25 protein-coding genes are annotated in these 25,129 nt (G+C 63.6%); 11 read left to right on the top strand and 14 right to left on the bottom strand.

All coding sequences use genetic code 11. The features are described 5' to 3' along the window. Position 1: 1 nt before the first annotated feature. Both ACZXDY_RS07175 and ACZXDY_RS07170 read right to left on the bottom strand, forming a co-directional pair. On the bottom strand, positions 2–463 hold the full coding sequence (locus ACZXDY_RS07175) for a DUF488 domain-containing protein (protein ID WP_028166326.1): 462 nt from the start codon (positions 461–463) through the stop codon (positions 2–4). A 12-nt stretch (positions 464–475) separates the two neighbouring features. Further along, positions 476–1,291, bottom strand: a complete 816-nt coding sequence (locus tag ACZXDY_RS07170) for a DUF72 domain-containing protein (RefSeq protein WP_028166325.1) — start codon at positions 1,289–1,291, stop codon at positions 476–478. 137 nt (positions 1,292–1,428) lie between these two features. Between ACZXDY_RS07170 and ACZXDY_RS07165 the strand changes: the two genes are divergently transcribed. The 6 genes from ACZXDY_RS07165 to ACZXDY_RS07140 all read left to right on the top strand — a co-directional run bounded on the left by ACZXDY_RS07165 (position 1,429) and on the right by ACZXDY_RS07140 (position 7,310). Further along, the gene (locus ACZXDY_RS07165) at positions 1,429–1,788 is read left to right on the top strand and encodes a hypothetical protein (protein WP_464344985.1); all 360 of its coding nucleotides are present in this window, start codon (positions 1,429–1,431) and stop codon (positions 1,786–1,788) included. A gap of 92 nt (positions 1,789–1,880) precedes the next feature. Beyond that, positions 1,881–2,078 (top strand): hypothetical protein, encoded by a 198-nt coding sequence (locus ACZXDY_RS07160; protein ID WP_028166323.1) that lies wholly within the window; start codon positions 1,881–1,883, stop codon positions 2,076–2,078. 248 nt (positions 2,079–2,326) lie between these two features. Further along, positions 2,327–3,460 carry a glycosyltransferase gene (locus ACZXDY_RS07155; RefSeq protein WP_464345002.1) on the top strand — a complete coding sequence of 378 codons (1,134 nt, stop codon included), beginning with the start codon at positions 2,327–2,329 and terminating at the stop codon, positions 3,458–3,460. A 7-nt stretch (positions 3,461–3,467) separates the two neighbouring features. Continuing rightward, a complete protein-coding gene (locus ACZXDY_RS07150) occupies positions 3,468–4,970 on the top strand; it encodes a glycosyltransferase family 39 protein (protein ID WP_464344984.1) in 1,503 nt (500 codons plus the stop codon). A 198-nt stretch (positions 4,971–5,168) separates the two neighbouring features. Beyond that, complete coding sequence (locus ACZXDY_RS07145) at positions 5,169–5,864, top strand: DUF899 family protein (RefSeq protein WP_464344983.1); 696 nt, start codon at positions 5,169–5,171, stop codon at positions 5,862–5,864. Between the two features lie 288 nt (positions 5,865–6,152). Continuing rightward, on the top strand, positions 6,153–7,310 hold the full coding sequence (locus ACZXDY_RS07140) for a DUF2778 domain-containing protein (RefSeq protein WP_464344982.1): 1,158 nt from the start codon (positions 6,153–6,155) through the stop codon (positions 7,308–7,310). Positions 7,311–7,399: 89 nt separating this feature from the next. Here ACZXDY_RS07140 and ACZXDY_RS07135 read toward each other — a convergent pair whose 3' ends face one another. After that, complete coding sequence (locus ACZXDY_RS07135; protein WP_464344981.1) at positions 7,400–7,660, bottom strand: GIY-YIG nuclease family protein; 261 nt, start codon at positions 7,658–7,660, stop codon at positions 7,400–7,402. Between the two features lie 577 nt (positions 7,661–8,237). On the opposite strand from ACZXDY_RS07135, the gene ACZXDY_RS07130 reads away from it, so the two are divergent. The 3 genes from ACZXDY_RS07130 to ACZXDY_RS07120 all read left to right on the top strand — a co-directional run bounded on the left by ACZXDY_RS07130 (position 8,238) and on the right by ACZXDY_RS07120 (position 11,146). Beyond that, the gene (locus ACZXDY_RS07130; RefSeq protein WP_464344980.1) at positions 8,238–9,962 is read left to right on the top strand and encodes an outer membrane protein assembly factor BamB family protein; all 1,725 of its coding nucleotides are present in this window, start codon (positions 8,238–8,240) and stop codon (positions 9,960–9,962) included. Positions 9,963–10,025: 63 nt separating this feature from the next. Next, positions 10,026–10,373 (top strand): c-type cytochrome, encoded by a 348-nt coding sequence (locus ACZXDY_RS07125; RefSeq protein WP_464344979.1) that lies wholly within the window; start codon positions 10,026–10,028, stop codon positions 10,371–10,373. A gap of 8 nt (positions 10,374–10,381) precedes the next feature. Further along, on the top strand, positions 10,382–11,146 hold the full coding sequence (locus ACZXDY_RS07120; protein ID WP_464344978.1) for a substrate-binding periplasmic protein: 765 nt from the start codon (positions 10,382–10,384) through the stop codon (positions 11,144–11,146). A gap of 88 nt (positions 11,147–11,234) precedes the next feature. On the opposite strand, the gene groL is transcribed toward ACZXDY_RS07120, so the two are convergent. Further along, positions 11,235–12,875, bottom strand: coding sequence for a chaperonin GroEL (gene groL, locus ACZXDY_RS07115; RefSeq protein WP_028166315.1), 1,641 nt, complete (start codon positions 12,873–12,875; stop codon positions 11,235–11,237). A 41-nt stretch (positions 12,876–12,916) separates the two neighbouring features. After that, positions 12,917–13,231 (bottom strand): co-chaperone GroES, encoded by a 315-nt coding sequence (gene groES, locus ACZXDY_RS07110; RefSeq protein ID WP_028166314.1) that lies wholly within the window; start codon positions 13,229–13,231, stop codon positions 12,917–12,919. A gap of 388 nt (positions 13,232–13,619) precedes the next feature. On the opposite strand from groES, the gene ACZXDY_RS07105 reads away from it, so the two are divergent. Both ACZXDY_RS07105 and ACZXDY_RS07100 read left to right on the top strand, forming a co-directional pair. Next, entirely contained in the window at positions 13,620–13,910 is a 291-nt protein-coding gene (locus ACZXDY_RS07105) for an usg protein (RefSeq protein ID WP_028166313.1), read from the top strand. A gap of 90 nt (positions 13,911–14,000) precedes the next feature. Beyond that, on the top strand, positions 14,001–14,531 hold the full coding sequence (locus ACZXDY_RS07100; RefSeq protein WP_028166312.1) for a cupin domain-containing protein: 531 nt from the start codon (positions 14,001–14,003) through the stop codon (positions 14,529–14,531). Positions 14,532–14,678: 147 nt separating this feature from the next. Here the strand turns inward: ACZXDY_RS07100 and ACZXDY_RS07095 are convergent, their stop codons facing one another. From ACZXDY_RS07095 to ACZXDY_RS07055, 9 genes are all read right to left on the bottom strand, one after another. Beyond that, positions 14,679–15,938 (bottom strand): NupC/NupG family nucleoside CNT transporter, encoded by a 1,260-nt coding sequence (locus ACZXDY_RS07095; protein WP_464344977.1) that lies wholly within the window; start codon positions 15,936–15,938, stop codon positions 14,679–14,681. Positions 15,939–16,186: 248 nt separating this feature from the next. Beyond that, positions 16,187–16,945: an SDR family oxidoreductase gene (locus ACZXDY_RS07090; protein ID WP_028166310.1), complete on the bottom strand. Its 759-nt coding sequence runs from the start codon at positions 16,943–16,945 to the stop codon at positions 16,187–16,189. 11 nt (positions 16,946–16,956) lie between these two features. Then, positions 16,957–17,718 (bottom strand): proteasome-type protease, encoded by a 762-nt coding sequence (locus ACZXDY_RS07085; RefSeq protein ID WP_028166309.1) that lies wholly within the window; start codon positions 17,716–17,718, stop codon positions 16,957–16,959. A gap of 242 nt (positions 17,719–17,960) precedes the next feature. Then, on the bottom strand, positions 17,961–18,809 hold the full coding sequence (locus ACZXDY_RS07080) for an alpha/beta fold hydrolase (RefSeq protein WP_464344976.1): 849 nt from the start codon (positions 18,807–18,809) through the stop codon (positions 17,961–17,963). A gap of 73 nt (positions 18,810–18,882) precedes the next feature. Beyond that, a complete protein-coding gene (locus tag ACZXDY_RS07075; protein ID WP_464344975.1) occupies positions 18,883–20,097 on the bottom strand; it encodes an acyl-CoA dehydrogenase family protein in 1,215 nt (404 codons plus the stop codon). A 114-nt stretch (positions 20,098–20,211) separates the two neighbouring features. Beyond that, a complete protein-coding gene (locus tag ACZXDY_RS07070) occupies positions 20,212–21,375 on the bottom strand; it encodes a PepSY-associated TM helix domain-containing protein (protein ID WP_464344974.1) in 1,164 nt (387 codons plus the stop codon). Between the two features lie 4 nt (positions 21,376–21,379). Next, positions 21,380–23,689 (bottom strand): TonB-dependent siderophore receptor, encoded by a 2,310-nt coding sequence (locus ACZXDY_RS07065; RefSeq protein ID WP_464344973.1) that lies wholly within the window; start codon positions 23,687–23,689, stop codon positions 21,380–21,382. 147 nt (positions 23,690–23,836) lie between these two features. Continuing rightward, on the bottom strand, positions 23,837–24,190 hold the full coding sequence (locus ACZXDY_RS07060; protein WP_464344972.1) for a hypothetical protein: 354 nt from the start codon (positions 24,188–24,190) through the stop codon (positions 23,837–23,839). Between the two features lie 16 nt (positions 24,191–24,206). Further along, the gene (locus tag ACZXDY_RS07055; protein WP_464344971.1) at positions 24,207–25,046 is read right to left on the bottom strand and encodes a transglutaminase family protein; all 840 of its coding nucleotides are present in this window, start codon (positions 25,044–25,046) and stop codon (positions 24,207–24,209) included. Positions 25,047–25,129 lie beyond the last annotated feature (83 nt).

Raw genomic sequence — 25,129 nt, 5'->3', positions numbered from 1 at the left:
CCTACACCTGCGGCGCCGCCAAATTCTCCACCTTCACGCCGTCGCGGTCCTCGATGATCTCGGCGATCATCTGGCGGTGGCAATGCGTGTGGTCGCGCTCATAGCACATGAGGCACACCGGTCCGGCCTTCTTCACCAGCGACGACAATTCGTCGAGCTCTTCTTTTGCCTGCGACGTCTTCAGGTGCTTTCCGTAGATCGTGCGGAGAAGCTGGTGCTGGCCGCTGCGCGCGGCAAGGCGTCCCTCCTTGGGGGTGCCGAGCGCTGCGAGATGGACGTAGGCGATGCCGCGCTCGTCGAGCGCCGCCGCAAGCTGCTTCTTGGAGAAGCCTGGCCGGCGGGATGAGGTGACCGCACGGACATCGACCAGAAGCTTCACGCCGGCATGCTCGAGCTCATCGAGCACCGCTTTGGGCGGTGTCTGCTCGTAGCCGATCGTGAAGAGCTTCTTGGCCCTGGCCATCCGGCGTCCCGATCACTTCACGCGTTCGATCAATTCCATCGCGCCGGCCGGCGCCCGCACTTTGCCTTCGTGGATCACATAGGCGAACACATCGCGCGGCGCCTTCTTCGGTTTTGTCTTCTCGACATGCGGCAGGTCGTCCGGATCGCCGCCGCCGGCCCATTCCTCGAACCGCTTGGCCCACGCGTCGAGCTGCTTCGGAGGATAACAGGTCTTGATCTCGTCATTGCCCTTCTGCAGTCGCGCATAGACGAAGTCGCTCGCGACGTCGGCAATCGCCGGATATTTGCCGTGCTCGGCGAATACGACCGGCGTCTCGAACTCGCGGATCAGCGCGACGAATTCGGGCACGCAGAAACTGTCGTGCCTGACTTCGACCACATGGCGCAGCGCGCGGCCGTCGAGCTTGCGCGGCAACAGCTCGAGGAATTTGCCGAAATCGGCGCCATCGAATTTCTTGGTCGGCGCGAATTGCCAGAGCACCGGCCCGAGCCGGTCGCCGAGTTCCAGCACACCGGAATCATAGAAGCGCTTGATGGAATCGCCGGCCTCCGCCAGCACGCGGCGGTTGGTCGCAAAGCGCGGGCCCTTCACGGAGAACACGAATCCATCAGGGACTTCGCTGGCCCATTTGCGGAAACTCTCCGGCTTCTGCGAGCCGTAATAGGTGCCGTTGATCTCGATCGAGGTCAGCTTCGATGCGGCATAGGACAGCTCCTTCGATTGCGCGAGCTTTTCCGGATAGAACACGCCGCGCCACGGCTCGAAGGTCCAGCCGCCGATGCCGATATAGATGCTGCCTGCAGTTTTCTTTGGGGCTTTGGCCACGAGAAGAACTCATCGTGAGGAGGGGACCATCCAAGAGTAGTCAAATAAATCGTGATTGGCCAGTTGGCCGGCGGCAAGCTTTCCACGCTTATCGATCCAGGTCATCCGCGCTAGGATACCCAAAAAGGAGAACAACAATGCGCATGATGATCGCGGCCCTTCTGATTCTGATATCCTCCGCCGCGATCGCCGATGACGATCTCGACGATGCGCACAAGCTCGCCGTGATCGGCCGCGACGCCTACTGGAATTGCCTCGCCCGCGAATATCCCCGCGACAGTAACAAGACCATGTCGGACCAGGAGTTCGCTTCCCTGATGGCGAGCGCATGTCCCTCGGAGCGGCAGAACTTCCGGGCCTCGCTGATCGGCTTCCTCACCGAGCAATTTCCGAACCAGGACGCGAGTGCGCATCTGGCCACCGCCAACCGCGCCATCGAGCTTGCGCAAAAGGACATCATCACCGCTTTCGTCCGACGCAAGGCGGCGGCGAAATAGGCGGCCTATTCCGCGACCGGCCTCTTTCATGATATCAGGAACCGCCATGGCGCGGTCGGGCGATCGCGCTCCAGTTGCTGGGACAATCGGGTATGACATCGCAATCGGTCGGGGGCCTGTTGGGCGCCATCGTCGCCGTCATCGTGTTGGGGGCGGCGGTCGTGTATGGGCCGATCGGGCAGATGGGCAAGCCCCCTAAGCCGCCCGCGGAGCAGCCCCCGGCTGCGGCGCAACCGGCACCCGCCGAGCCGGCGCCGAGGGGGCCGGTGATTCGGGAGGTGCCGAACTAGCGTAAGCGCCCTAGGAGCCCTTGCGGAAACGCATAGCGGTTCCTATCTAGGTGACAACGGCGCCGTCGCAGCCTGCAAGGGCTCTGGCGCTGGGACGACCACGTAATAGCACGGCAGCGCCGGATGTACGCGCGCCTGTTGTTCGTGGTCGTTGGCATTTTTGGGCGTCCCCAGGCCCGTTTTCCCGCATTCCAGCCGGCGTTTAGGGCTTCCCGCGGCTTGGCGGCGCGGATATACGCTTGGCCGCCATGAATGACGCCATCAAACCGGGCCCCGAAATCCCGTCGCAGGCCGTTGGTTTGCCACTTGTTTCGGTTGTCGTCCCCACCTTCAACGAGCGTGACAACGTCACCGTCCTGTACCGGCGGTTGGAGACGACGCTCGCTGGTATCCCCTGGGAGGTCGTTTTCGTCGACGACAATTCCCCTGATGGAACCTGGGAGGTGGTGCGCGGCCTGGCGCGGCAGGATTCCCGCGTGCGCTGCCTCCGCCGGGTCGGACGGCGCGGGCTGTCGGGCGCCTGCATCGAGGGCATCCTCGCCTCCAGCGCCCCCTATGCCGTGGTGATGGACGCCGACTTGCAGCATGACGAGACCCAACTGCCGAAGATGGTCGAGCTGCTGCGGAGCGGGAAGGCCGATCTCGTGGTCGGCAGCCGCTATATCGAGGGCTACCGCGCCGAGGGGTTCGACAAGCAGCGCGCCGGCGCCAGCGCTTTCGCCACCGAGATCGCGCGCCGTTTGCTGCGGGTCGATATTGCCGATCCCATGAGCGGCTTCTTCGCGATCCGCCGCGACCGCTTCGAGGAGCTGGCGCCAGACCTTTCGACCCAAGGCTTCAAGATCCTGCTCGACGTCGTCGCCACCGCCCAGGGCAAGCTGCGCGCGGTGGAGATTCCCTATACGTTCGGCTCGCGGCAGCATGGCGAGAGCAAGCTCGATTCCATGGTCGCGCTGGATTTCCTCGGCCTCGTGCTCGCGAAGCTGACGCATGACGTCATCTCGCTCCGCTTCGTGCTGTTCGGCCTGGTCGGCTCGGTCGGTCTGCTCGTGCATCTTGCCGCGTTATACGTTGCGCTGGAAGTATTCGGCGCGCCGTTTCCTGAAGCGCAGGCAACCGGCGCGATCGTCGCGATGACCAGCAACTTCGTCCTCAACAATTTCCTGACCTATCGCGACCAGCGGCTGAAGGGCTTTGCGATCCTGCGCGGCCTGTTGCTGTTCTACCTCGTCTGCAGCGTCGGCCTGCTCGCCAATGTCGGCGTCGCCTTCTCGGTCTATGACCAGGAACCGATCTGGTGGCTTGCGGGCGCGGCCGGTGCGCTGATGGGCGTGGTCTGGAACTACGCGATGTCCGGACTGTTCGTCTGGCGCAAGCGATGATTGGGACATGAATCCGAACGAGACGAGTCTCGTCCGCACGACCGTCGTAACCGTCGTCGGGCTCGTCCTGTTGCGGCTGCTCGCCGCCGCTCTTACGCCGATCACCTTCGACGAAGCCTATTACTGGATGTGGTCGAAGAGTCTCGCCGGCGGCTATTACGACCATCCGCCGATGGTTGCGCTGGTCATCCGCGCCGGCACGCTGATTGCCGGCGATACCGAACTCGGCGTGCGGCTGGTGTCGATCCTGCTGGCGCTGCCGATGAGCTGGGCGGTCTATCGCTCGGCGGAAATCCTGTTCGGCGGCACGCGCGTGGCGGCGAGCGCGGCGATCCTGCTCAACGCCACCCTGCTGGCCGCGGTCGGGACCATGATCGTGACGCCGGATGCGCCGCTTCTGGTTTCCGCAAGCCTCTTGTTGTTCGCGCTCGCGAAGGTGCTTCAGACCGGGCAGGGCGCATGGTGGCTTGCGGTCGGCGCTGCTGCCGGCGCTGCACTGCTGTCAAAATACACCGCGCTGTTCTTCGGTCCGGCGATCCTGATCTGGCTCGCTGTGGTGCCGAAGCTGCGGCGCTGGTTCTTGTCGCCCTGGCTCTACCTCGGCGGCCTTCTCGCGCTGTTGATGTTCGCGCCGGTCATCCTCTGGAATGCCGATCACCACTGGGTCTCCTTCATCAAGCAGATGGGGCGGGCGCGCATCGAGGATTTCAGGCTGGCCTTCATCGGTGAACTGATTCCGACCCAGATCGCGTTCGCGACGCCGCTCGTCTTCATCCTCGGTGCGATGGGGCTGCACGCGCTCGCGTTCCGCCGCACGGGCGCCTTCGCCTCGCGCCTGCTCGTCAATCTGATGTTCTGGATTATCGTGGTCTATTTCATCTGGCACTCGCTGCATGCGCGCGTCGAAGCCAACTGGTTCGCACCGGTCTATCCGCCCTTCATGGTCGCGGCCGCGGTAGCGGCGACGATGGTGCCGTGGGAGGGACGCTGGCAGCGGCTTGCCGATTTCTGCCGCCGCTGGGCGGCACCGACCGGGATCGTGATGTTCGTGCTGCTGATCGTGCAGGCCAATTCCGGCGTGCTCTCGCTCTATCGCCGCGATGCCACCGTGCGCAGCGTCGGCGTCGGCTGGCACGAGACGGCGGCGGAAATCGAAGCGGCGCGCGCACGTACTCGCGCGACCTGCGTGCTGGCGCCGGATTACGGCACCACGAGCTGGCTCGTCTTCTATCTGCCGAAGGGCACGTGCGTCGCGCAGCAGACCCAGCGATACCGTTGGGTCAACGCATCAGAGCCGAGCGCGGCGGAGCTTGCCGGAAAGCTGCTCTATGTCCATGAAATCAGGCCCGAGGATCCGCCGTTCCTGAAGGAGATGTTCTCCCATGTGGAGAGGATCGCCGAGGTGCAGCGCAAGCGCGGCCCGCTCGTGATCGAGAGCTACGCGCTGTATGTTCTGGACGGACCGAAGGGCGATGTCTTCGATCGCTCGCCGCCGCCGGAACTGCAGTAGAGCTGGCCCCGTCGTTGCCGGGCTTGACCCGGCAATCCATCATTTCAAGAGTTCTTTGAAGATCGATGGATACGGGGGTCCAGCCCGCGTATGACGATTGTGAGTTAGCGGCGGGTCGAAAAAACTTCAGCCCGCACGTCGTCTTCGCGCCTCCAGGAACGTCTTCTAGAAGATATCGCCAACCAGCGAGGTTCCGTCATGACCAGTTCCATCCTCAAACCCGCCGCCGAGCTTGCCGCAACCAACACCACGCGCCAGCCGAACGAGAGCGCGGACTATCGCCAGGCGCGGCAGGCGCTGCTCGTCGAGGAGATCGAGTTGCGCCGCCAGATCGAGCGTGTCGCCGCGCTGCGCCGGGCCTTGCCGCCGGGCGGCGAGGTGACGAAGGCTTACGAGTTCGTCGGCGAGCGCGGCAAGGTCGGCTTTCCGGAGTTGTTCGGCGACAAGCAGACGCTCGTAATCTACAGCTACATGTTCGGGCCGCAGCGTGAGAAGCCGTGCCCGATGTGCACCTCATTCATGGGGACGTGGCAGGCCAAGCTGCCCGATGTCGAGCAGCGCATCGCCTTCGTGTTCGTGGCGCGCTCGCCGATCGAGCGTCTGGTCGCGGCGAAGCAGGCGCGCGGCTGGACGCCGCACAAGATCTTCTCGGATATGTCCGGCGACTACACGCGCGATTACGTCAGCGCTGATGATGCCGATATGCCCGCCTACAACGTCTTCACGCGGCGCGACGGCACCATCCGTCATTTCTGGTCGGGCGAGATGGGATCGAAGATGTCCGACCCGGGCCAGGACCCGCGCGGCGCGCCCGACATCGATCCGCTCTGGACCATCCTCGACACCACGCCAGAAGGCCGCGGCACGGACTGGTATCCGAAGTTGAGTTACTGAGCGCGCGACTTAGAAGCGAGCGACTTTGGGCAGCGACTTGGGCAGCGACTTGGGCCGTCGAATCCCGCTTTGGGACATAGATAAATCCTGCCTTATTTCCGCAAGATTCCGGGGTAATTCACAAGGAAATTCCCCGCCGTTCCTCACGCCTCAGATCTGCCCGCGTTTAATCCGCATTTAACTAAAAGTCGCCTTAATGACGCTCCGCGCCTCTGCGAGATGCTCCGGCGAAACTTGTCCCGCACTCTCACACGAGGAAGAAGTGGAACTGTTCTGGACGCAAGGCGAATGAGTACGAGTATCGGTGCGTTTGGCTTTGCGGCGCCCTCCCGCAAAAAATCTTCCCGGAAAGTCCTCCCTCACCATTTCATCGGCAGCGCCGCGGTCGCGGCGCTCGTGGTCGGCTGCGCCTGGACCGTCTACACCAATATCTTCGCGGCGAACGTCTATCCCACGATGGGCGGTGCCGCCTATGAGACGCCCGCAGTGAACCGGGAGGCTGCGGTCGCCGTGCGTCCGACGCCATCCTTCAACGACGTGTTCGCGTCGCTGCCGCCACCGCCGCCGACCTTGTCGAAGCCTGAGCCAAGCTCGGCTTCGATTATGTTTAACGAAAGGTTTGCGGCCGCCGCTCCGGAGGGCGTGGAGTCACGGGCGGCCGAGGCCGCGCCGCCCGCGGAAGCGCCGAAGGTTGCGGAAGCGTCGAAGCCGGCCGCCGCGGCCAAACTCGCTGAAGCCAAGTCAGGTGCTGCGCCGAAGGGGGTTGAAGCGGCGAAGAAGGAAGCGGCGACCTCATTGCAGGTCGCGCTCAACACGCCGGCCGCGCCCGTCGACACCAAGCCCGCGGCAAAATCGTCCGGCGTCCGCGACATGGCGGCACGCGCCAAGGCGGCGGTGATGTCGATCGCCTCAGGCGAGAAACAGTCGATCGTCGAGAAGCTCTGGGGCAAGCGCGAGTCCTCGGGCTCGCTGCTGTCGTTCGCATCTGCGGATGCCAACGTCACCGCCAGCATTCCCTCGACGCTGAGCCAGAACCCGATGAACGGCGGCTCGCCGCCCTATGACCGCCAGACCGCGGTCTACGACATCTCCGCCGCGACGGTGTATCTGCCCGACGGTACCAGGCTCGAGGCGCATTCCGGCCTCGGCTCCAAGATCGACGACGTCCGCTATGCGCACGTTCGCATGCAGGGCGTGACGCCGCCGCACATCTACGAGCTCAAGCCCCGCGAAGCGCTGTTTCACGGCGTGCCCGCGCTGCGCCTGACGCCGATCGGCGGCGAGGACAAGATCTACGGCCGCTCCGGCCTGCTCGCGCACACCTACATGCTCGGACCCGACGGCGATTCCAACGGCTGCGTTTCCTTCAAGAACTACTATGCGTTCCTGGATGCGTACCGGAATAAGGGTATTCGCCGGCTCGCGGTGCTGGCGAAGGTGCAGTGACGCGCTGGTGCGTGAGTGAGGTGCAAGCCCATCCCCGCGTCATTCCGGGGCGTGCGTAGCGCGAGCCCGGAATCCATTTATCCGAGAATTCAGGTCGCAATTTCCGGGTAAAGATCGATCCATTCGGGATTCTTCTCCTCGATGAGCCGAATCTTCCAGTCTCTTCGCCACTTCTTCAATTCTTTCTCACGCGTGATGGCTGTAATCGGATCGTCGTAGATTTCAAACCAGACCAGCCTGTCGACCGCATATCGCTTGGTGAAGCCGGAGACCTCCTTGGTCTTGTGCTCATGGATGCGGCGAATGATATCGTTGGTCACGCCGAAGCCCGCGGAGAGTGTGTGAACCAAGGCGGGTCGTCTGCGCGCGGCCCGTTACTCGCAACACCGGCTGCCAACCATGACCGAGGCAGGCGCTGGTGCGCATCTCGGCGGGGAACATAAAAGGCCGCGCCTTAGAGGCCGTGTTGAAGCTTGACAGTTCCGGAGAGAAATCTAGGCTGTTTTCCATCCATGGGTGCACTTCGACATTGTCGCTTAGCGAATGGTCTGATCAACCAGGGATAGAGAGGAGGAACAAGATCGCCTCCACAGGATTTCGCGAAGATTGCGGTGAACAATAGCTTTTGCGCGAGTGGCTCGCGCAGGACAGATATGTCGCGACCGTATCTGGACGCGCAAGGCTTGAGATAAGCGTTGAGAGGGGCGCTGGCGTATGACCGGGCTCCTGAGTGTTGTTGACGCGCACGCGTAACGGATATCTCGCTAGCGCGCCGCGGCGACAAATCGGCAACAAGACCAATCGGCAATAGCAAGAGGGAGGAGGAGACCGCTGCAAGAAGCAAGCGGCGAGCGGATCGGCAAGATTCACCGCCGCGTATAAGCTGCAGAGATCAATGAAAACCAAAAATCAAAGGGGAGGAATCCAATGGCAATCGGTATCAAGTACCTTACGTGCGGTGCGGCATTCGCGCTGGCCGCTGTGGCTGTTGTGTCACCCGCATTGGCGATCGATCCGGCGCGCCTGCAGGCGGCCGAGCAGACGCCGAACGATTGGCTGACCTACCATGGCGGCTACAAGTCGTATCACTACAGCGCGCTCGATCAGATCAACGCCGATAACGTCAAGAATCTTCAGGTCGCGTGGATCCACATGCCGGGTCGCTCGACGCGCGGCCTGCAGTCGATGCCGCTCGCTGCTGACGGCGTGCTGTACTATTCGGGCTCCTACAGCCGCGTCTACGCGCTTGATGGCGCGACCGGCAAGCTGATCTGGTCGTATTTCCCCGAGCTCGACGAACAACTGGTGGCGATGCAAACGCACTCGCCGTACAACCGTGGCGTCGCGCTCGGCGATGGCAAGGTGCTGGTCGGCACCGTCGACGGCCGTCTCATCGCGCTTGATATGAAAACCGGTAAGCCAGCGTGGGACACCAAGCTGGTCGATTCCAAGAAGCTCACCGTGGGCTTCACGGGCGCGCCGCTGGTGGTGAAGGACACCGTCATCATCGGCAGCCAGGGCGGCGAGTGGACCTCGCGCGGGCCGCTGTTCGGCGTCGATATCAAGACCGGCCAGAAGAAATGGGAGTTCTTCACCGTCGCCGGCACCGAGGACGCCAAGGCGACCTGGGGCAATGAGTCCTGGCGCACCGGCGGAGGTGGCGCCTGGATGCCGGGCGGCTACGATCAGGAGAGCAACACGATCTGGTGGGGCACGGCGAACCCCGCACCGCTGTATGACTGGTCGGGCGCGGATTGGCAGAAGAGCGGGCCGCGGCCCGGCACCAACCTCTACACCACCTCGGTCATCGCGCTCGATCCCGATACCGGAAAGCTGAAGTTCTATCACCAGGAGCTGCCGCACGACGCCTGGGATTTCGATTCGGCGGTCGGTGAATTCCTGATGATCGACCGCGACGGTCGCAAGCTCGTCGTGCATCCGAACAAGGGCGGCTTCGTCTTTGTCTACGATCGCACCAATGGGAAAGTGCAGAACGTGTGGCGGCTCGCGAAGAACATCAACTTCGTGAACGATATCGACCCAAAGACCGGCGAACTCATCGGTCGGCGCGATCTGTCGCTTGGCCAGACGAGCTCGCCGCTCTGCCCGGCGATCGCCGGCGGCATTAGCTGGAACGCGGGCTCCTACAACCCGAAGACCGGCCTCTGGTACAAGCTCGGACAGGAATGGTGCATGGACGTGGACGTGGTGAAGACCACGCCGATCACCGAGCCGATGGCGCAGCTCAACATCGGCGCCAACTTCAAGCTGGTCCCGCCGCCGGATGGACCTGCGCGCGGACATCTCAGTGCCCGCGACCCCGTCACCGGCGACAAGAAATGGGAGGTCACCTTCAGCGAGCCGCCGCTCGCCAGCGTGCTCGCAACCGGCGGCAATCTGGTATTCGTGCCGGACTCGCGCGGCGTGCTGCACGCCTACAATGCCGAGACCGGGTCGGAATTGTGGTCGCACTATAACGGCGTCGGCCATAATGGCGGCATCATCAGCTACACTGCCGGCGGCAAGCAGTACATCGCGGTGCCGGCCGGATGGGGCGGCATGGTGGCCGATGAATTTCCGGCGCTGTTCGGCGAACCCTACAAGAGCATGCCGAAGGATGCCGGTGCGCTCGTCGTCTTTTCGCTGAAGTAACAACAATAAGAACGGGGAGGCGGTGGGGCGCCGTGGCGTCCCACTGCTGCAATCCTGATGCGAATGTCGAAGTCAATCATTCTCGCCATTGGCATTGCGCTGTTGTTGCCGTCGCTGTGGCCTTTGGGCGTCCGCGCGCAGCAAAGCCAGGCTCAAAATCAAGATCAGTCGGCCAAGGAGAGCGACATCGAGGGCGGGGTAATGTTCGCGACCTCATGCGGCTTTTGCCACCAGAACGGAGGCCGCTCCGCCGGCAGGGGACCGAAGCTCGCCGGCACGAAACGTGACGACGACTTCCTCGCGGAGCGGATCAGGAAAGGTAAGCCCGGCGCCATGCCGGCCTTCGGCGGCGCTTTTTCGGAGAGCCAGATCATGGCGATCGTGGCCTATATCCGGGCGCTCGAGGAGTGATGCCGGCAATGCGATTGGTCGTTCTCGCGAGCCTGCTGGCCTTGTGCGGCGCCGCCGACGCCGCGGCGCGCCCGCTTGACGCGATCCGGCAGCGCGGTGCGCTCACGCTCTGTGCGCATCCCAACGCGCTGCCGTTTGCCAGCAGGCAGGGCGACGTTCCGGGGTTCCAGGTCGAAATCGCCAGGGAGCTGGCGAAACGGCTCGAGGTCTCGCTGGAGCAGCACTGGGTGATCAACAGCTTCCAGTACCGCCGCGCCGATTGCGACGTCATCCTCGATGCGATCGCCGACCGCGCGGTGCTGGCAGAGGTGGGCTTACGCATGTCGCGGCCCTATCACCGCAGCGGCGTCGTGCTGGCGGTGGGACCGAACTCTACCGCGGCGTCACTGGCGGAGTTGGGATCGGAGCAGCGGGTCGGCGTGCAGGTCGGCTCGATCGTGTCCATGATGCTCGGCAAGCGAGGGGTCAAGGCGTCGCCGTTTGCGTTCGAGGATGACATCATGGAAGCTCTCGCCAAAGACGAGATCGATGCCGCGGCGGTCACGCCCGCCACCATCGGCTGGTTCAACCACACCCATCCCGACGCACGCGTCCGCCGCATCCCTGCCTTCGAGGACGAGCCGGACCTGAACTGGAATGTCGCCGTCGGGATACTCAGTCCGGACGAGAAGCTGCGACAAGGCATCGACGCTGCGCTGGAGGCCTTGCTGGCCGACGGCACACTCGCGCGAATCTACGCCCGCTACGACGTCGAGCTGCAGCCGCCGAAATGAGTCCACGCGTGGAGAGATATCCCGCAAAACAAAAACCCCGGCATTGCTGCCGGGGTTTTGCATTTCGTGGACTGGACGCGAGGACTGCTCAGAAGTCCATGCCGCCCATGCCGCCGCCCGGAGGCATTGCGGGGCCGGCGCCGCCCTTCTTGGGCAGCTCGGCGACCATCGCCTCGGTGGTGATCAAGAGTGCCGCCACGGAGGCTGCGTTCTGGATCGCGGCGCGCACGACCTTGGTCGGGTCGATGATGCCCTTCTTGACCAGATCGGCATATTCGCCGGTCTGCGAGTCGAAGCCGTAAGCGTAGGTCTTGTTCTCGAGGATCTTGCCGACGATGACCGAGCCGTCTTCACCAGCGTTGATCGCGATCTGGCGGGCCGGAGCCGACAGCGCCTTGCGCACGATCTCGACGCCGGTCTTCTGGTCGTCGTTCTTGGTGCGGATGCCCTTGAGCTGCTCGGAAGCACGGAGCAGGGCGACGCCGCCGCCCGGAACGATGCCTTCTTCCACAGCCGCGCGGGTCGCGTGCATCGCGTCATCAACGCGATCCTTGCGCTCCTTCACCTCGATCTCGGTCGCGCCGCCGACGCGGATCACCGCGACGCCGCCCGCGAGCTTGGCCAGACGCTCCTGCAGCTTCTCACGGTCGTAGTCAGAGGTGGTCTCCTCGATCTGCGCCTTGATCTGCGCCACGCGCGCCTCGATGTCGGCCTTCTTGCCGGCGCCGTTGACGATCGTGGTGTTCTCCTTGTCGATCATCACCTTCTTGGCGCGACCGAGCATCTGCAGCGTGACGTTCTCGAGCTTGATGCCGAGATCTTCCGAGATCGCCTGGCCGCCGGTCAGGATCGCGATATCCTGCAGCATGGCCTTGCGGCGATCGCCGAAGCCCGGAGCCTTGACGGCTGCGACCTTCAGGCCGCCACGGAGGCGGTTGACGACCAGGGTGGCGAGGGCTTCGCCTTCGACGTCTTCAGCGACGATGACGAGCGGCTTGCCGGTCTGCACCACGGCCTCGAGCAGCGGCAGCAGCTCGTTCAGCGAGGAGAGCTTCTTCTCGTTGATGAGGATGTAGGCGTCGTCCATCTCAACGCGCATCTTGTCGGCGTTGGTGACGAAGTAGGGCGAGATGTAGCCACGGTCGAACTGCATGCCCTCGACGACGTCGAGCTCGGTCTCCAGCGACTTGGCTTCCTCGACCGTGATCACGCCCTCATTGCCGACCTTCTTCATGGCGTCGGAGAGGAACTTGCCGATCTCGGCGTCGCCGTTGGCGGAGATGGTGCCGACCTGGGCGATCTCGTCGTTGGAGGTGACCTTCTTGGAGTTCTTCTGCAGGTCCGCAACCACAGCCTCGACCGCGAGGTCGATGCCGCGCTTCAGGTCCATCGGGTTCATGCCGGCGGCGACCGACTTGGCGCCTTCCTTCACGATCGCCTGGGCCAGCACGGTGGCGGTGGTGGTGCCGTCGCCGGCCGCGTCAGCGGACTTGGAGGCGACTTCGCGCACCATCTGGGCGCCCATGTTCTCGAACTTGTCGTCGAGCTCGATCTCCTTGGCGACGGTGACGCCGTCCTTGGTGATGCGGGGAGCGCCGAATGACTTGTCGAGCACGACGTTGCGGCCCTTCGGACCGAGGGTGACCTTCACCGCATTGGCGAGGATGTCGACGCCGCGCAGCATCTTGTCGCGCGCCTCGACGGAGAATTTGACTTCTTTAGCTGCCATGTGAGTTTTTCCTTGAGGGATTTATCCTGGGAGGGAGGGCCTTAGGCCGCCTTCTTCTTGGAAGCGGGGACGTCGAGGACGCCCATGATGTCGCTTTCCTTCATGATCAATAGCTCCTGGCCGTCGATCTTGACTTCGGTGCCGGACCACTTGCCGAACAGCACGCGATCGCCAACCTTGAGATCGATCGGGATCAGCTTGCCGGCCTCGTCGCGGCCACCAGGGCCGACGGCGACGACTTCGCCCTGGGAGGGCTTTTCCTTGGCAGTGTCTGGAATGATGATGCCGCCAGCGGTCTTCTCTTCGGCGTCGATGCGCTTGACCACGACGCGGTCGTGAAGCGGACGGAAACTCATGCAGTCCTCCTAAGCTATTCTGGATGCTGTAGAATTCTGGAGCGTTAGCAGTCTGTCTTGGCGAGTGCCAAGCCAGCCGCGATGGAGATAGGCCAGACTTTGTGTGGGAGCAAGGGTTTGTAGCAGAAAAATTGGCACTCGAAATCGCCGCCTGCCAGTATCGTTTATCATCATTAACCTGGGCAGCGAGCGACGGCGAGACCTGCATTAGCAGATGCGCTAAGTTGCTGCTAATGCACGATTTTTCAACAGCCACCTAAACATTTGGGCTTGTGATGAGTTGGCCCTATGCGTCACAATTCCCTCATGTGAGCGCATCTCCGCGGGGGTGGCTCGACTAGCAGGCCATCCCGTGAATGCGCTCCTTCGAAAAAACGGAGGTTGGCATATGGTCTCGCGGGTTGGTGGGGTTGCTTCCGACGATTTCCGGAAGCAGATGCTGGGTTATGGGCTGACGACGGCACAGATCCTCTACCGAATGCCGGACCATCCTTCACTGCTGCAGACCTACGTCTGGCAGAATTACGACCTCTTCCCGAAATTCCCTGCGCTGCAGGATTTCCTCGCCTTCTGGCAGGAGCAGCTCGAGGGGCCGCTGCACTCGGTGACCGTTGCGCATTCCAAGCTGATCAAGCCGGCGGAGCTGCGTGCCGTCGACGGCGTCTTCCGCTTGCACTGAGGCGCCAAGACCAATTGCTGCCGGGCGGAACGGTGGTAACGTTCCCTGGACGCGTCCGCGTCGCGGACGCCTGCAACAGGGAGGCAGGCCATGGCTAAGAAGGTGACATCAAGACCCGCGGCCAAGACGGCGGTCCGGAAGAAATGGACGGGCCACAAGACCGCCGCCAAATCCACCGCCCGCAAGGCGATCAAGTCCAAGGGCCGCGTATCCAAGGCGGCACATAAGGCGCAGCCGAAGCAACGCATTGCGGTGAGCCATCATCGCGAAGAAGACTTCAAGGCCGACGGGCTGCGCGCTTATGCGCAATATCGCGATCTCGGCTTTGCCGACGCCACGCACGGGCTTGCGCAGGCGCATGTGATCCGGCTGGTCGGGCCGTGCAATCCGGAAGAGGTCTCGAAACTGCATTATCACGACGTGCAATTCCAGATGGTCTATGTGCTCAAGGGCTGGGTGAAGACCTACATGGAAGGGCAGGGCGAGACTCTGATGCAGCAAGGCAGCGCCTGGACCCAGCCGCCGAAGATCAAGCACATGATCCTCGACTATTCGGATGATGTCGAACTGCTCGAGATCATCCTGCCCGCCGAGTTCAAGACGGTAGAGTTGACGACGTAACCACCGCCGAACGACAAGCCACTCTTCTCGTCATGGCCGGGCTTGACCCGGCCATCCATCTTGCTTCGCAAGGAGTCTTTGCAGAATGATGGATGCCCGGGTCAAGCCCGGGCATGACGGTGTTGCCCCGGGGCAGGGCGGAGGCGCCTACGTCAACAGCCCCACGATCGCGCCCATCAGGCAGGTTGTCAGCGTGCCCGACACGATCGACTTCAGCCCGAGCGAATTGATCTCCTCGCGCCGCGTCGGCGCCATCGTGTTGAGGCCGCCGATCATGATGCCGAGGCTGGCGAAATTGGCGAAGCCGCACATCGCATAGAGCATGATCAGGCGCGAGCGCGCATCCAGCGCGTCGGTGGGAAGCTTCGACAGATCGACATAGGCGATCAATTCGTTCAGCACGGTCTTGGTCCCCATCAGGCTGCCCGCAGTGATGGCTTGCGACCACGGCAGGCCCATCAGCCAGCACACCGGGGCCATGATATAGCCGAGCAGACGCTGCAGAGAAATCTTGGCGCCGCCGATGTCCGGCAGGATCCCGAGCATCGCGTTGACGAGATAGACCAGCGCCACCAACACGAGCAGCATCGCGACGATGTTGAGCAACAGTTCAAGCCCGGCCGCGGTGCCCTTGACGATGGCATCCATCGTCGAGGACGCCTGCATCTCGGGATCGCTGCGATCGTCGAGCGCGCCGCCGGTGCGCTCGCCTGATGTCTCCGGCACCATGATCAGGCTCACCAGGATCGCCGCCGGCGCCCCTAGCACCGAGGCAATGACGAAATGCGCCGCCGCATCGGGGATCAGCGGCGCCAGCAGGGTGGCGTAGAGCACCAGCACGGTACCGGCGATCCCGGCCATGCCGCCCGTCATCACCAGGAACAGTTCGGCGCGGGTGAGCTGCGCCAGATAGGGCCGGATGAACAGCGGCGCTTCCACCATGCCGAGGAAGATATTGGCGGCGGTGGAGAGCCCGACCGCGCCGCCGACGCCGAGCGTCCGTTCGAGCAGCCAGGCCATGCCGCGCACGATCGGCGGCAGCACGCGCCAATAGAACAGCAGCGTGGTCAGCACGCTCATGACCAGCACGATCGGCAGCGCCTGGAAGGCGAGGATGAAATCAGCGCCCGGCGCCTTGACATCGAACGGGAGCGGCGCGCCGCCGACATAGCCGAACACGAAGGAGGTGCCGGCACGCGAGGCGGCGGCGATGACGCCGACGGCCTCGTTGATGGCGCCGAAAGCCGATGCCACCAGCGGCACCTTGATCAGGGCCAGCGCAGTGACCAGCGTCACGATGAGGCCGACGATCGCCTGCCGGATCGACACCGCGCTGCGCTTCTCGCTGAAAGCCCAGGCGATCAGAAGCAGCGCCACCACGCCGAACGCCGATTGCAGTTGTAACATTCACAGGTCTCCCGAACGATTATGGCAGCACGATCTGCAAGTGCAATGCCGCTCCGTTCAGGTGCGGTGAACTTCGTCTTGTGGATGTGGTTTCTGTGGGCGCTGCTTCCGCCACCGTCATAGCGAGGAGCAAAGCGACGAAGCAATCCACTGTATCCGCAGGCGGAGAGATGGATTGCTTCGCGGAGCCTGTCATCGGGCGCGCATTCGCGCGACCCGTTGGCTCGCAACGACGGTGAGTGGGGTGTCTAACCCCGTCCCACAAACGGCATCTTGCTGGCCATCACCGTCATGAACAGCACGTTGGCGTCCAGCGGCAGGTTCGCCATATAGGCCACCGCATCACCGACGGCCTTCGCGTCCATCCGCGGCTCCGGCATCTTGCGGCCGTCGGGCTGCAGCACGCCGTCGACCATGCGGTCGGTCATTGGTGTCGCGGCATTGCCGATGTCGATCTGGCCGACCGCGATGTCGTACATGCGGCCGTCGAGGTTGGACGCCTTGGTCAGGCCGGTGATCGCGTGCTTGGTCGCGGTGTAGGCGGCGGAGAACGGCCGCGGCGCGTGTGCCGAGATCGAGCCGTTGTTGATGATGCGCCCGCCGCGCGGGGTCTGGTCCTTCATGATGCGGAAGGCGTGCTGGGTGCACAGGAACGGGCCGGTGAGGTTGGTGTTCACCACCGCCTGCCACTGCGCCAGCGGCAAATCCTCGAAATTCACCGGCGGCGCGCCCATGCCGGCATTGTTGAAGAGCAGGTCGAGCCGGCCATAGCTGTCTGTCACCTTGGCGAACAGGGCCGCGATCGAGTCGGGATCGGTCATGTCGGCCTGCACACACAGGCTCTTGCTGGCATCGCCGCCGAGCTTCTGCGTCTCCTGCAGCATGTCCAGCCGCCGGCCGACGAGCACCACGGTGAAGCCGGCATTGATCAGCGCCAGCGATGCGGCGCGTCCGACGCCGGTGCCGGCGCCTGTGACCACGGCTATTCTCTTTCCTGCTTCGGCCATCGTTTCCTTCCTTATTGTTTCTTGGATTCGGTTTCGGTCTTGTACGGCGGTCTCGGGATGTTCTGATGCGCCGCGCGGAGCGCCGCCGACCAGCGCGAGCGGAGATCGTGGAAATAGGGTTCGCCGGCCTCGATCCGATGATTGAGGTCGGCCTCGCAGGCATCGTTGCGCACCACAAGCACGTCGATCGGCAGGCCGACGCCGAGGTTGGAGCGCATCGTCGAATCCATCGAGATCAATCCGGTCTTCAGCGCCTCATAGAGCTCGACGTCGTAATGCATGGCGCGGTCGAGCACCGGCTTGCCGTATTTGTGCTCGCCGATCTGCAAATACGGCGTATCGGTGGTGCATTCGATGAAGTTGCCGGCGGTGTAGATCATGAACAGCCGCATCCGCGAGCCCTTGATCTGGCCGCCGAACAGGAACGAGACGTCGAAAGAGACGTCTTCCGACCTCAGCGCCTCGCCTTCGGTTGCGTGCACTGCGCGGATGGCGCGGCCGATGCGCTGCGCGGCCTGGAACATGGTCGGCGCGTTCAGGAGCGTCTCGACCTCGCCGGTTTCAGGATCTTCCATACCCTCCGTCAGCGTCGACAGCACCGACTGGCTGATGGCGAGATTGCCGGCGCTCGCGACCGCCATGATCCGCTCGCCGGGCTGGGCGAAGATGTGCAATTTGCGAAAGGTCGAGACATTGTCGAGACCGGCATTGGTGCGGGTGTCGGCGATCATGACGAGGCCGTCGCGCACCAGGATTCCGCAGCAATAGGTCATTTCCGTCCCCGAAAGTCCGAACGTCTCGGCGCCAAACTAGTAGCCAATTTCGGGATGTGATCCAACCCCAATTCCCCAGGGAACGGCGTTGCCTCCGCGATGGAGGCTGCGCTCCTCTCCCGCTTGCGGGAGAGGGCCGGGGTGAGGGTGTCTCCACGATGGGACTTTCCGTGGGGAGAGAACCCCGCCGCGCTTCGCGCGTCGACCTCTCCCGCAAGCGGGAGAGGTGAAGCAACCGGCCGCTAGCCTTCCAGGAAATCTAGCAGCGCCGCGTTGAACAGCACGGGATCCTGCAGGAAGGCGAAGTGGCTGACATTGGGAAGGATGAGCAGGCCGGCGCCCGGAATGGTCGCGGCCATGTATTCGGTGTGCTCGCGCTTGATGCCCTCGTCATACTGGCCGTCCGCGATCAGCACGGGGGCGCGGATCGCGCGCAACTGATCGTCGGTCCAGTTCGGCTGGGTCTCCCACATCTTCTCGATCTGGTGCAGGAACTGGTCGAATTCCCCAGGTGTCGGCGAGAGGCGCTCATACTCGGTCTTTGCGCGTGCGATGAACTGCGCGAAGGTCGGGTCCTTGTCGACGTCAGGCTTCAGGCCTGACGTCTGGGTGTTGGCGCCGAACGCAAACACCCGACCGACCCGATCGGGATGGCGCATCGCCATGTCCAATCCGATGATGGCGCCGTCGCTCCAGCCGACGATCGCGGCGCGCGGAATCTGCAGATGATCGAGCAGCGCGACGACATCGTCCGTCATCAGGTCGTATCCGAACGGTTGCGCGTTGCGCGTGCTGCGGCCATGGCCGCGGCTGTCGACCAGGATGACGCGATGCCGGCGCGCGACCTCCGGCACCTGCAGGCCGAAATAATCGGAGTTGGAAAGCCCGCCATGGAGAAAGACCACCGGGCTTCCTTCGCCGAGTTCGACGTAATAGAGGCTGATGCCGTTCACCTGCGCTCGCGCGCTGCGCCCCGCAACCGGCGGCGGTGTCGCAGGCAGGCTTTTCCACCGCTCGGCAGCGGCGGCGCGGTTAAGCGCCGCCAGGCTGGTGAGAGCAGCGATGACAAAGTGACGTCGATTCAAATTCATGATCGATGCGCGCTCCTGATGCCCTGCAGCCAGATGGTGATGACAGATATGTGTTCGGCGTAGCCTATCACCATCATGTCTGTCCGGCATCCTGCGCGGAGCGTGCCAGGAGCAGTTTGCCGACCGCGACATACTGTCGTTGCTGCACAGCGGCGTGCTGGGCGGCGACGTGCATGTCGCGCAGGCGCCGCTGCAGTGGCGACGTCTCATAGACCGCGCTGCTTCCGGCAAGTGCGAAACACGCGTCGACGATCCGGACGCAGGTGGCGGCGATCCAGGTCGCGGCCTGCGTGCTCTCGACGACGAGGCTTTCGTCGTTCAGCGTTCCAGCCAAGGCGTGGTGCCAAAGGCTTGCGATCTGCGTTTCGCAAACGGCCCGCGCTGCATTGACGTCAGCGGAAATGCGGCCAAGTTCGAGCTGGAATATCTCGGAGTCGCGCATCGGCGTGGTTGCCCGGAACTGCTGCCGTCCCGTATGGGCCAGCGCCACCAATTCGTCGACGGCGCCTTCGGCAATGCCGACGGAGTTCGCACCGTGAAACATCGGCACCAATTGCGGCACCGCCGGATAGAGCGGGCCCGGTACGCAGGGCGTGCCGTTTGCGACATCGAAGAAGTTGGCCTCGGGAACCAGTGCATCGCGCAGTACAATGTGATGGCTGCCGGTTCCCCTGAGACCGGCCGCATGCCAGGTATCTTCGATTTCCCAGTTTTGCGCCGGCAATGCAAAGCCGCGAACCACCGGCTGCCCTTGCGGACCGGGGAGCGGTTTGCCGTCGTCGTCGGTGATGATGCAGAACCCCGCCATCCAATCGGCATGCTTGCAGCCGCTCGCGAATGGCCATCGGCCGCTCACCCGGAAGCCGCCCGCCGTCGGCTCCGCTTTTCCGCCCGGCTGCGCGGATCCGCAGATGGGTACGTCAGGTCCATTCCGATAGATGCGCTCGTAGGTTTCACGTACTGCCCAGGTCGCGAAAAGGCTGCCCCCGGTAGCTACCATCGCGGTCCACCCGATCGAACCGTCAAGCCGGGCCAGAGCCCTGATGACCTCCAACCCTTCCGGCAAGGCAAGTTCCAATCCGCCATAGCTTCTCGGCACGAACATCCTGAAGATACCGATCGATTTCAGCCGATCGATCAGGTCGGGCGGGACGCAGCGTGCAACTTCGATCTCGGCGGCGCGAGCCGCGATCTCCGGAGCGAGTTTCCGGATGCCGGCGAGCACCGTTTTGTTGCTGTCCGGCGCCGTCAGGGTACGAAGGTCACGAAATTGGTCTTGATGGAGCATCTGTCTCGATCTCTCTTGCGGCAAAGGTGTCGCACGAGAGAATGGAGACGCGGCGCTACCGCATGGTTTCAGCGAGATCGCTCTCGATTACGGTTGTAACGTGATGCCGCCGCTTCACGAGGGAAGCCCGGATGTCGCCGCGACAGCCGGCCGGGGCGAGACCGCCGAGACGGCCCGGGCGGGCTTGCGTTTGCTGAGCCAGAGATAGATGCCGCTCGCCAGCACGACGATGGTCGCGAGATCGAGCAGCGCCCAGATGATCTTGAGCGGCAGGCCGCCGTAATCGCCGAAATGCAGCGGGCGCGACACCTGCAGCGTCCGCAAGTACCACGGCAATCCCTTTGCGGTGACGAGTTGCGCGGTCTCGGCATCGATGAGCACCGGCGTGAACAGGCGCGAGGTGATCGGCGTCGTCCCCTTGGTCCAGACGATGAAGTGGCGCGGCGTGCCGAATCGCGCTTCGGTTGGCAGCACGAGGCTGACGGGCGTGTTGTCGCCGAGCGCCTGGCGCGCCGTGACAACGACGTCATCGATGGAGGCGAATTTCGAAAGCGGCGGCTTGCCGAGATGCGGCGCGATCAATTCCGGCATCACCTGCGCACGCCAGGCGTTGAACAGCGGCAGCGATATGGTGTTGATGACGCCGGTGAGGCCAACGGCGAACGCCCACACCAGCGTCACCGCGCCGATCAGATTGTGCAGGTCGAGCCATTTGATCCGCCGCGCACGGGCGCGTCGCACCTCGCCGAAATCGAGCCGCCGCATGAATGGCGCGTAGAGCATGACGCCCGAGACGACGGCGGTCACGAACAACAAGCCCATAACGCCGAGGAACAGTTCGCCCGGCAATCCCATCAGCATGTCGCGGTGGAAGATGCGGATGGTCCGCATCAGGCCGCCTTGCTGCGCGTCTTCTCCGAGAATCTCGGCGGTCCGCGAATCGAAGGACAGCTTGAAGAAGCGCTGTCCTGGCGGTGGGGTCGGAACATCGGACAGAAAGACATTGACGACATTGGCGTGGTCATCGTCCCAGTTCAGGACCTGGATATAGCGTTCCGGGAAGCGCGCCTTCGCTGCCTCGATCAGCCTGCTTAGCGGGGCTTCGGGCGTGTTGGGTGGAAAATCTCGCGCGGCAATTTCCGGCTCGAAAAGTTCATCGATTTCGTCGTGAAAGATCAGCGGCAGCCCGGTGATGCACAGCATCAGCATGAACAGCGTGCAGATGAGGCTGGTCCATTTATGGACCAGCGACCACCATTTCACGGATTGCGCAGTCATCCCATTACCACCGGTAGGTCAATGTCCCCAGCACCGTGCGACCGACCGCCCAGCGGCAGCCCGCCGCCGTGCAGATCGAGACGTAGCTGTTGTCGAACACGTTATTGATGTTCACCGCCGCGCTCAATCCCTTCCACTCCTTGAACCGCATCCCGAAATCATAGGACAGGGCCGCGTCAAAGGTCGTGCTGGCGGGAATGATGTTGGCCAGCGCGGGGCTGTTTGCGACGATAGTCGGCACCGTGAGATTGTTGGCGTTGGTCGTGTACATCTCGCTCATGTAGCGGACACCGCCGCCGAAGCCGAAGCCGACCGCCGGACCATCCTGCACGACGTAGTTGGCCCATAGCGAGGCCGTGTGCATCGGCGTGTTGGCGAGCACCTTGCCGTAATTGACGTCCAGTGGCGCGGAGATCCGGTTGTCGAGGTAGGAGTATTGCCCGCGCAGGCTCAAGCCGGGCAGGGGGCTCCCGACCACCGATCCCTCGAAGCCGCGCGAGGTGACCTCGCCGACCTGGGCGTTGGAGTTGGGCGGGATGCCAGGTCCGGCAATCGCGCTCACCACGTTCTGCTGCTTCAGGTCATAGACCGCGGCGGTGAACATCAGGTTGTAGCCCACCGGCTGGTACTTGACGCCGGCCTCGATCTGCTCGCCGATGGTCGGCTTGTAGGGCTGACCGTTGAGCAGCGAGCCCACGGTGGTTGGCTGGAACGAGGTCGAATAGCTGACGTAAGGAGCAATCCCGACGTCAAAATTGTAGATCGCGCCGATACGGCCGCTCGACTTCTCATCATTGTTGAGGACGCGCGTGCCGAGATTGAGCGTATTGCCTTCGGCCCAGTCGTAGCGGATGCCGCCGAGCACGGTCAGCTTCCCGAGCTTCGCCTCATCCTGCACATAGACCCCGCGCTGCTCCAGGTGCTGATCCAGGTTCTGGAACACCGACGTCGGGACTGCGATGTTCTGGGTGTAGTTCGGCGCCAGGATGTTGAGCGTGTTGGTGGGAGCGTAGCGCGCCAGGTTGTTGAAGTCGAAGCGCTGATAGTCGAAGCCGGCGAGCACGGTGTGCTGCAACGGGCCCATGTTGAACTTGGCCTGAAGCTGGTTGTCTGCCGCGAAGGTGTTGAGGTTTTCGTTGGTCGAGAAATAGCTTCGCGTGATGGTGCGGCCGTCGGCCAGGCGGAGGGTGGGGCCGGCGCCCGTTGTCGTGAACGCGCCGGGCTGCACTTCGATGTAGTTGAGCTCGTTATGCAGATAGCGCACGTTCTGCCGCACCGTGAAGATGTCGTCGAAGCGGTGCTCGAATTCGTAGCCGATAGTCGCCTGCTTGTACTTCAGGCTCTCATAGTTGAAGTCGCCGGCGAAGAAGTTCCGGGGAATCTGCCCGTAGGTGCCCGGCACCAGCGTGCCCTGGATCGGCAGCAGCGCAAAGGCGCCGCCTTTCGGGTCCTGCCGATAGCTCGTGAGGAAGGTGATGGTGGTGTCGATATCCGGCCGCCAGGTCCAGGCCGGCGCGATCGCGTATTTCTCCTCGCCGATATTGTCGACCTGGGTGTTGGCGCTAAGTCCGATGCCGGTGACGCGGTAGAGCAGGGTCTTGTCCTTGTCCACGGGGCCGCCGACGTCGAACGCGCCCTGGATGCGGTCGAACGTGCCCGTCTGCAACTGGACCTCGCCGAACGGATTTTCGGTCGGGCGCTTGCTGACGAGATTGAGAATGCCGCCGGGCGAAGCTGCGCCGTAAAGGATCGACGCCGGGCCGGTGATGAGCTCGGCGCGCTCGAGCAGATAGGGGTCGACGCGCGGCGTACCGAACGGCCCGCCCTGCAGGCGCAAACCGTCGAGATATTGCTCGACGTCGAAGCCGCGCGCCTTGACCGGCTGGAAGCGGAAGTCGGTATCGTTGCTGAAATAGACGCCGGGCGCATAGCGCAGGAGATCGCGGATGCTCTGCGCCTGGCGCACATCCATCTCGCTGCGGGTGATAACGGCGACCGAGCCCGGCGTCGACATGATCGGCGCGTCGGTCTTGGTGGCGCCGGAGGCGCGGCTTGCGACGAAGCCGTTGGTGCCGGCGTTGACGCGCTGGGCCGTCGAGACCAGCGCGGGCGTCGCCTGCTGCTGTTGTGCCCCCGCGTGGTCGGCTCGTTGATTCGGCCGCTGGTTAGGATCGCGCCGCGCCGCGGTGTTGCGCCGGACTTGGGTTGGACGCTGCGCGCGCTGCGCAGGCGCGTCGATATTGACGGGCGGTAGCGCCGATGCGCCCGATTGCCCCGCGCTCTGCGCCCCCGCCGGCGAGCCGGCGATCAGCAAGCCGCCTAACGCCAGTATGCTTGCGGTACACTTGAAAGTCGTGAGTTGTGAAAAAGAGATAGTACGGCGCGCAACGCCGCGCGTATTCCAATACATATGTCAGTGCCCCATCCGGCGAACGCCGTGGGTGGAGTTGATGTTCTGACCTCACGCGACGATCGCAGCCGTACGCGTGTTATGTGTCAACGCAGCGCGCGTCGAGTTGTCGCGTTTTTGAATCGCTCGAAGTTTGCGGCAGAACATTTTTTCGAAGACTTCTAATATGTCGGCTAACTGATCGACGACGCTGTTGAATCCTTCGAATGCAGGCTCGCGCGCTAGAAGACGAGCCGTGATGCAACCGCGCTCAATTGGCGCTCGCTGTTGCGCATGGAACACGGCGGCGCCGTGCGCGCAGGTATTACGATGCTTGCGTCCACGATTCTTGTCGGGAATGACCAGCAAAAACTGCGGGAATTTTTGGTCGCGCGAGAGCAGTTCGACGATGCGCGAATCGATCAAGTCCCGCTCGAGTCTCTCACTGCGACTGCGATTGCCACTGGCTGGGACGGCCGGCCTGCTCGACCTTGACTGCGACGGTGAGCGTCTCGGTGCCGCCGCCATAACGGGTGCCGCGCACCGGGGCGGCGCCGAGATAGTCGAGGCCGACGGCGACGCGGGCGTGGGCATCAGTGGTGCAGATGCCGTTGGCGGCATCGAAACCGATCCAGCCGAGATCAGGCACATAGGCTTCCGCCCAGGCATGGCCGGCGGCCTGGTTGACCGTGCCATCGGAACGGAAGAAGTGGCCGGAGACGAAGCGGGCCGGCACGCCGCCGGAGCGCGCGCAGGTGATGAAGATATGCGCGTAGTCCTGGCACACGCCGCGCTTCAGCGCGAAGGCCTCCGCCGCCGTGGTGCCGCTGTTGGTCGGGTCCTCGTCGAACGCCATGCCTTCATAGATCTGCACCATCAGCGCGTGCAGGAAGCCGAGCACGTCGCCATCGGCCTCCGAGCGCGACTCGCGGGTGAGGGCCGCCATCGCCGGATTGACCTCGGTCAGCGCGGTCGAGCGCAGGAACAGGCTCGGCGGAAAGCGCTCGTCGGTGCCGCGCAGCACGCCGCCGGTGTCGTGGGTCTCGATCTGCCCCTCGCAATGGATGGTGAGGTCGGCGAGCGGGCCGTGGGTCAGCACATGCGTGACATTGCCGAACGCGTCCTCATGCATGTCGAGCCTGGAGTCGGTCGAGACGTCGATCTGCCAGTCCGCCACATACTGCCCGTCATGGCTCGTCGGCGTCATCCGGAGGATCTGGATCACGCCGGAAGCCTGGGGCTCGTAGCGATAGGTCGTGGTATGGGCAATTCGCAGGCGCATGGCGTACCAACATCAGGTTGGGATCGTCATGCCCGGGCTTGTCCCGGGCATCCACGTCCTCGTCATTTGGCCGGCATAGCAAG

It is taken from the genome of Bradyrhizobium sp. LeoB3 (assembly GCF_055456055.1).
The sequence above is the reverse complement of the archived record's forward strand: the minus strand, read 5'-3'. Positions and strand labels throughout refer to the sequence as shown.

What these genes read in the sequence shown, in the direction of transcription:
- ACZXDY_RS07070 (WP_464344974.1), bottom strand. Translation starts at nt 21,375, where the DNA reads ATGACTGCGCAATCCGTGAAATGGTGGTCGCTGGTCCATAAATGGACC.
- ACZXDY_RS07140 (WP_464344982.1), top strand. Translation starts at nt 6,153, where the DNA reads ATGAGTACGAGTATCGGTGCGTTTGGCTTTGCGGCGCCCTCCCGCAAA.
- ACZXDY_RS07160 (WP_028166323.1), top strand. Translation starts at nt 1,881, where the DNA reads ATGACATCGCAATCGGTCGGGGGCCTGTTGGGCGCCATCGTCGCCGTC.
- ACZXDY_RS07080 (WP_464344976.1), bottom strand. Translation starts at nt 18,809, where the DNA reads ATGAATTTGAATCGACGTCACTTTGTCATCGCTGCTCTCACCAGCCTG.
- ACZXDY_RS07100 (WP_028166312.1), top strand. Translation starts at nt 14,001, where the DNA reads ATGGCTAAGAAGGTGACATCAAGACCCGCGGCCAAGACGGCGGTCCGG.
- ACZXDY_RS07130 (WP_464344980.1), top strand. Translation starts at nt 8,238, where the DNA reads ATGGCAATCGGTATCAAGTACCTTACGTGCGGTGCGGCATTCGCGCTG.
- ACZXDY_RS07120 (WP_464344978.1), top strand. Translation starts at nt 10,382, where the DNA reads ATGCGATTGGTCGTTCTCGCGAGCCTGCTGGCCTTGTGCGGCGCCGCC.
- ACZXDY_RS07105 (WP_028166313.1), top strand. Translation starts at nt 13,620, where the DNA reads ATGGTCTCGCGGGTTGGTGGGGTTGCTTCCGACGATTTCCGGAAGCAG.
- ACZXDY_RS07090 (WP_028166310.1), bottom strand. Translation starts at nt 16,945, where the DNA reads ATGGCCGAAGCAGGAAAGAGAATAGCCGTGGTCACAGGCGCCGGCACC.
- ACZXDY_RS07055 (WP_464344971.1), bottom strand. Translation starts at nt 25,046, where the DNA reads ATGCGCCTGCGAATTGCCCATACCACGACCTATCGCTACGAGCCCCAG.
- ACZXDY_RS07175 (WP_028166326.1), bottom strand. Translation starts at nt 463, where the DNA reads ATGGCCAGGGCCAAGAAGCTCTTCACGATCGGCTACGAGCAGACACCG.
- ACZXDY_RS07075 (WP_464344975.1), bottom strand. Translation starts at nt 20,097, where the DNA reads ATGCTCCATCAAGACCAATTTCGTGACCTTCGTACCCTGACGGCGCCG.
- ACZXDY_RS07145 (WP_464344983.1), top strand. Translation starts at nt 5,169, where the DNA reads ATGACCAGTTCCATCCTCAAACCCGCCGCCGAGCTTGCCGCAACCAAC.
- ACZXDY_RS07150 (WP_464344984.1), top strand. Translation starts at nt 3,468, where the DNA reads ATGAATCCGAACGAGACGAGTCTCGTCCGCACGACCGTCGTAACCGTC.
- ACZXDY_RS07155 (WP_464345002.1), top strand. Translation starts at nt 2,327, where the DNA reads ATGAATGACGCCATCAAACCGGGCCCCGAAATCCCGTCGCAGGCCGTT.
- groL (WP_028166315.1), bottom strand. Translation starts at nt 12,875, where the DNA reads ATGGCAGCTAAAGAAGTCAAATTCTCCGTCGAGGCGCGCGACAAGATG.
- ACZXDY_RS07095 (WP_464344977.1), bottom strand. Translation starts at nt 15,938, where the DNA reads ATGTTACAACTGCAATCGGCGTTCGGCGTGGTGGCGCTGCTTCTGATC.
- ACZXDY_RS07125 (WP_464344979.1), top strand. Translation starts at nt 10,026, where the DNA reads ATGTCGAAGTCAATCATTCTCGCCATTGGCATTGCGCTGTTGTTGCCG.
- ACZXDY_RS07085 (WP_028166309.1), bottom strand. Translation starts at nt 17,718, where the DNA reads ATGACCTATTGCTGCGGAATCCTGGTGCGCGACGGCCTCGTCATGATC.
- ACZXDY_RS07165 (WP_464344985.1), top strand. Translation starts at nt 1,429, where the DNA reads ATGCGCATGATGATCGCGGCCCTTCTGATTCTGATATCCTCCGCCGCG.
- groES (WP_028166314.1), bottom strand. Translation starts at nt 13,231, where the DNA reads ATGAGTTTCCGTCCGCTTCACGACCGCGTCGTGGTCAAGCGCATCGAC.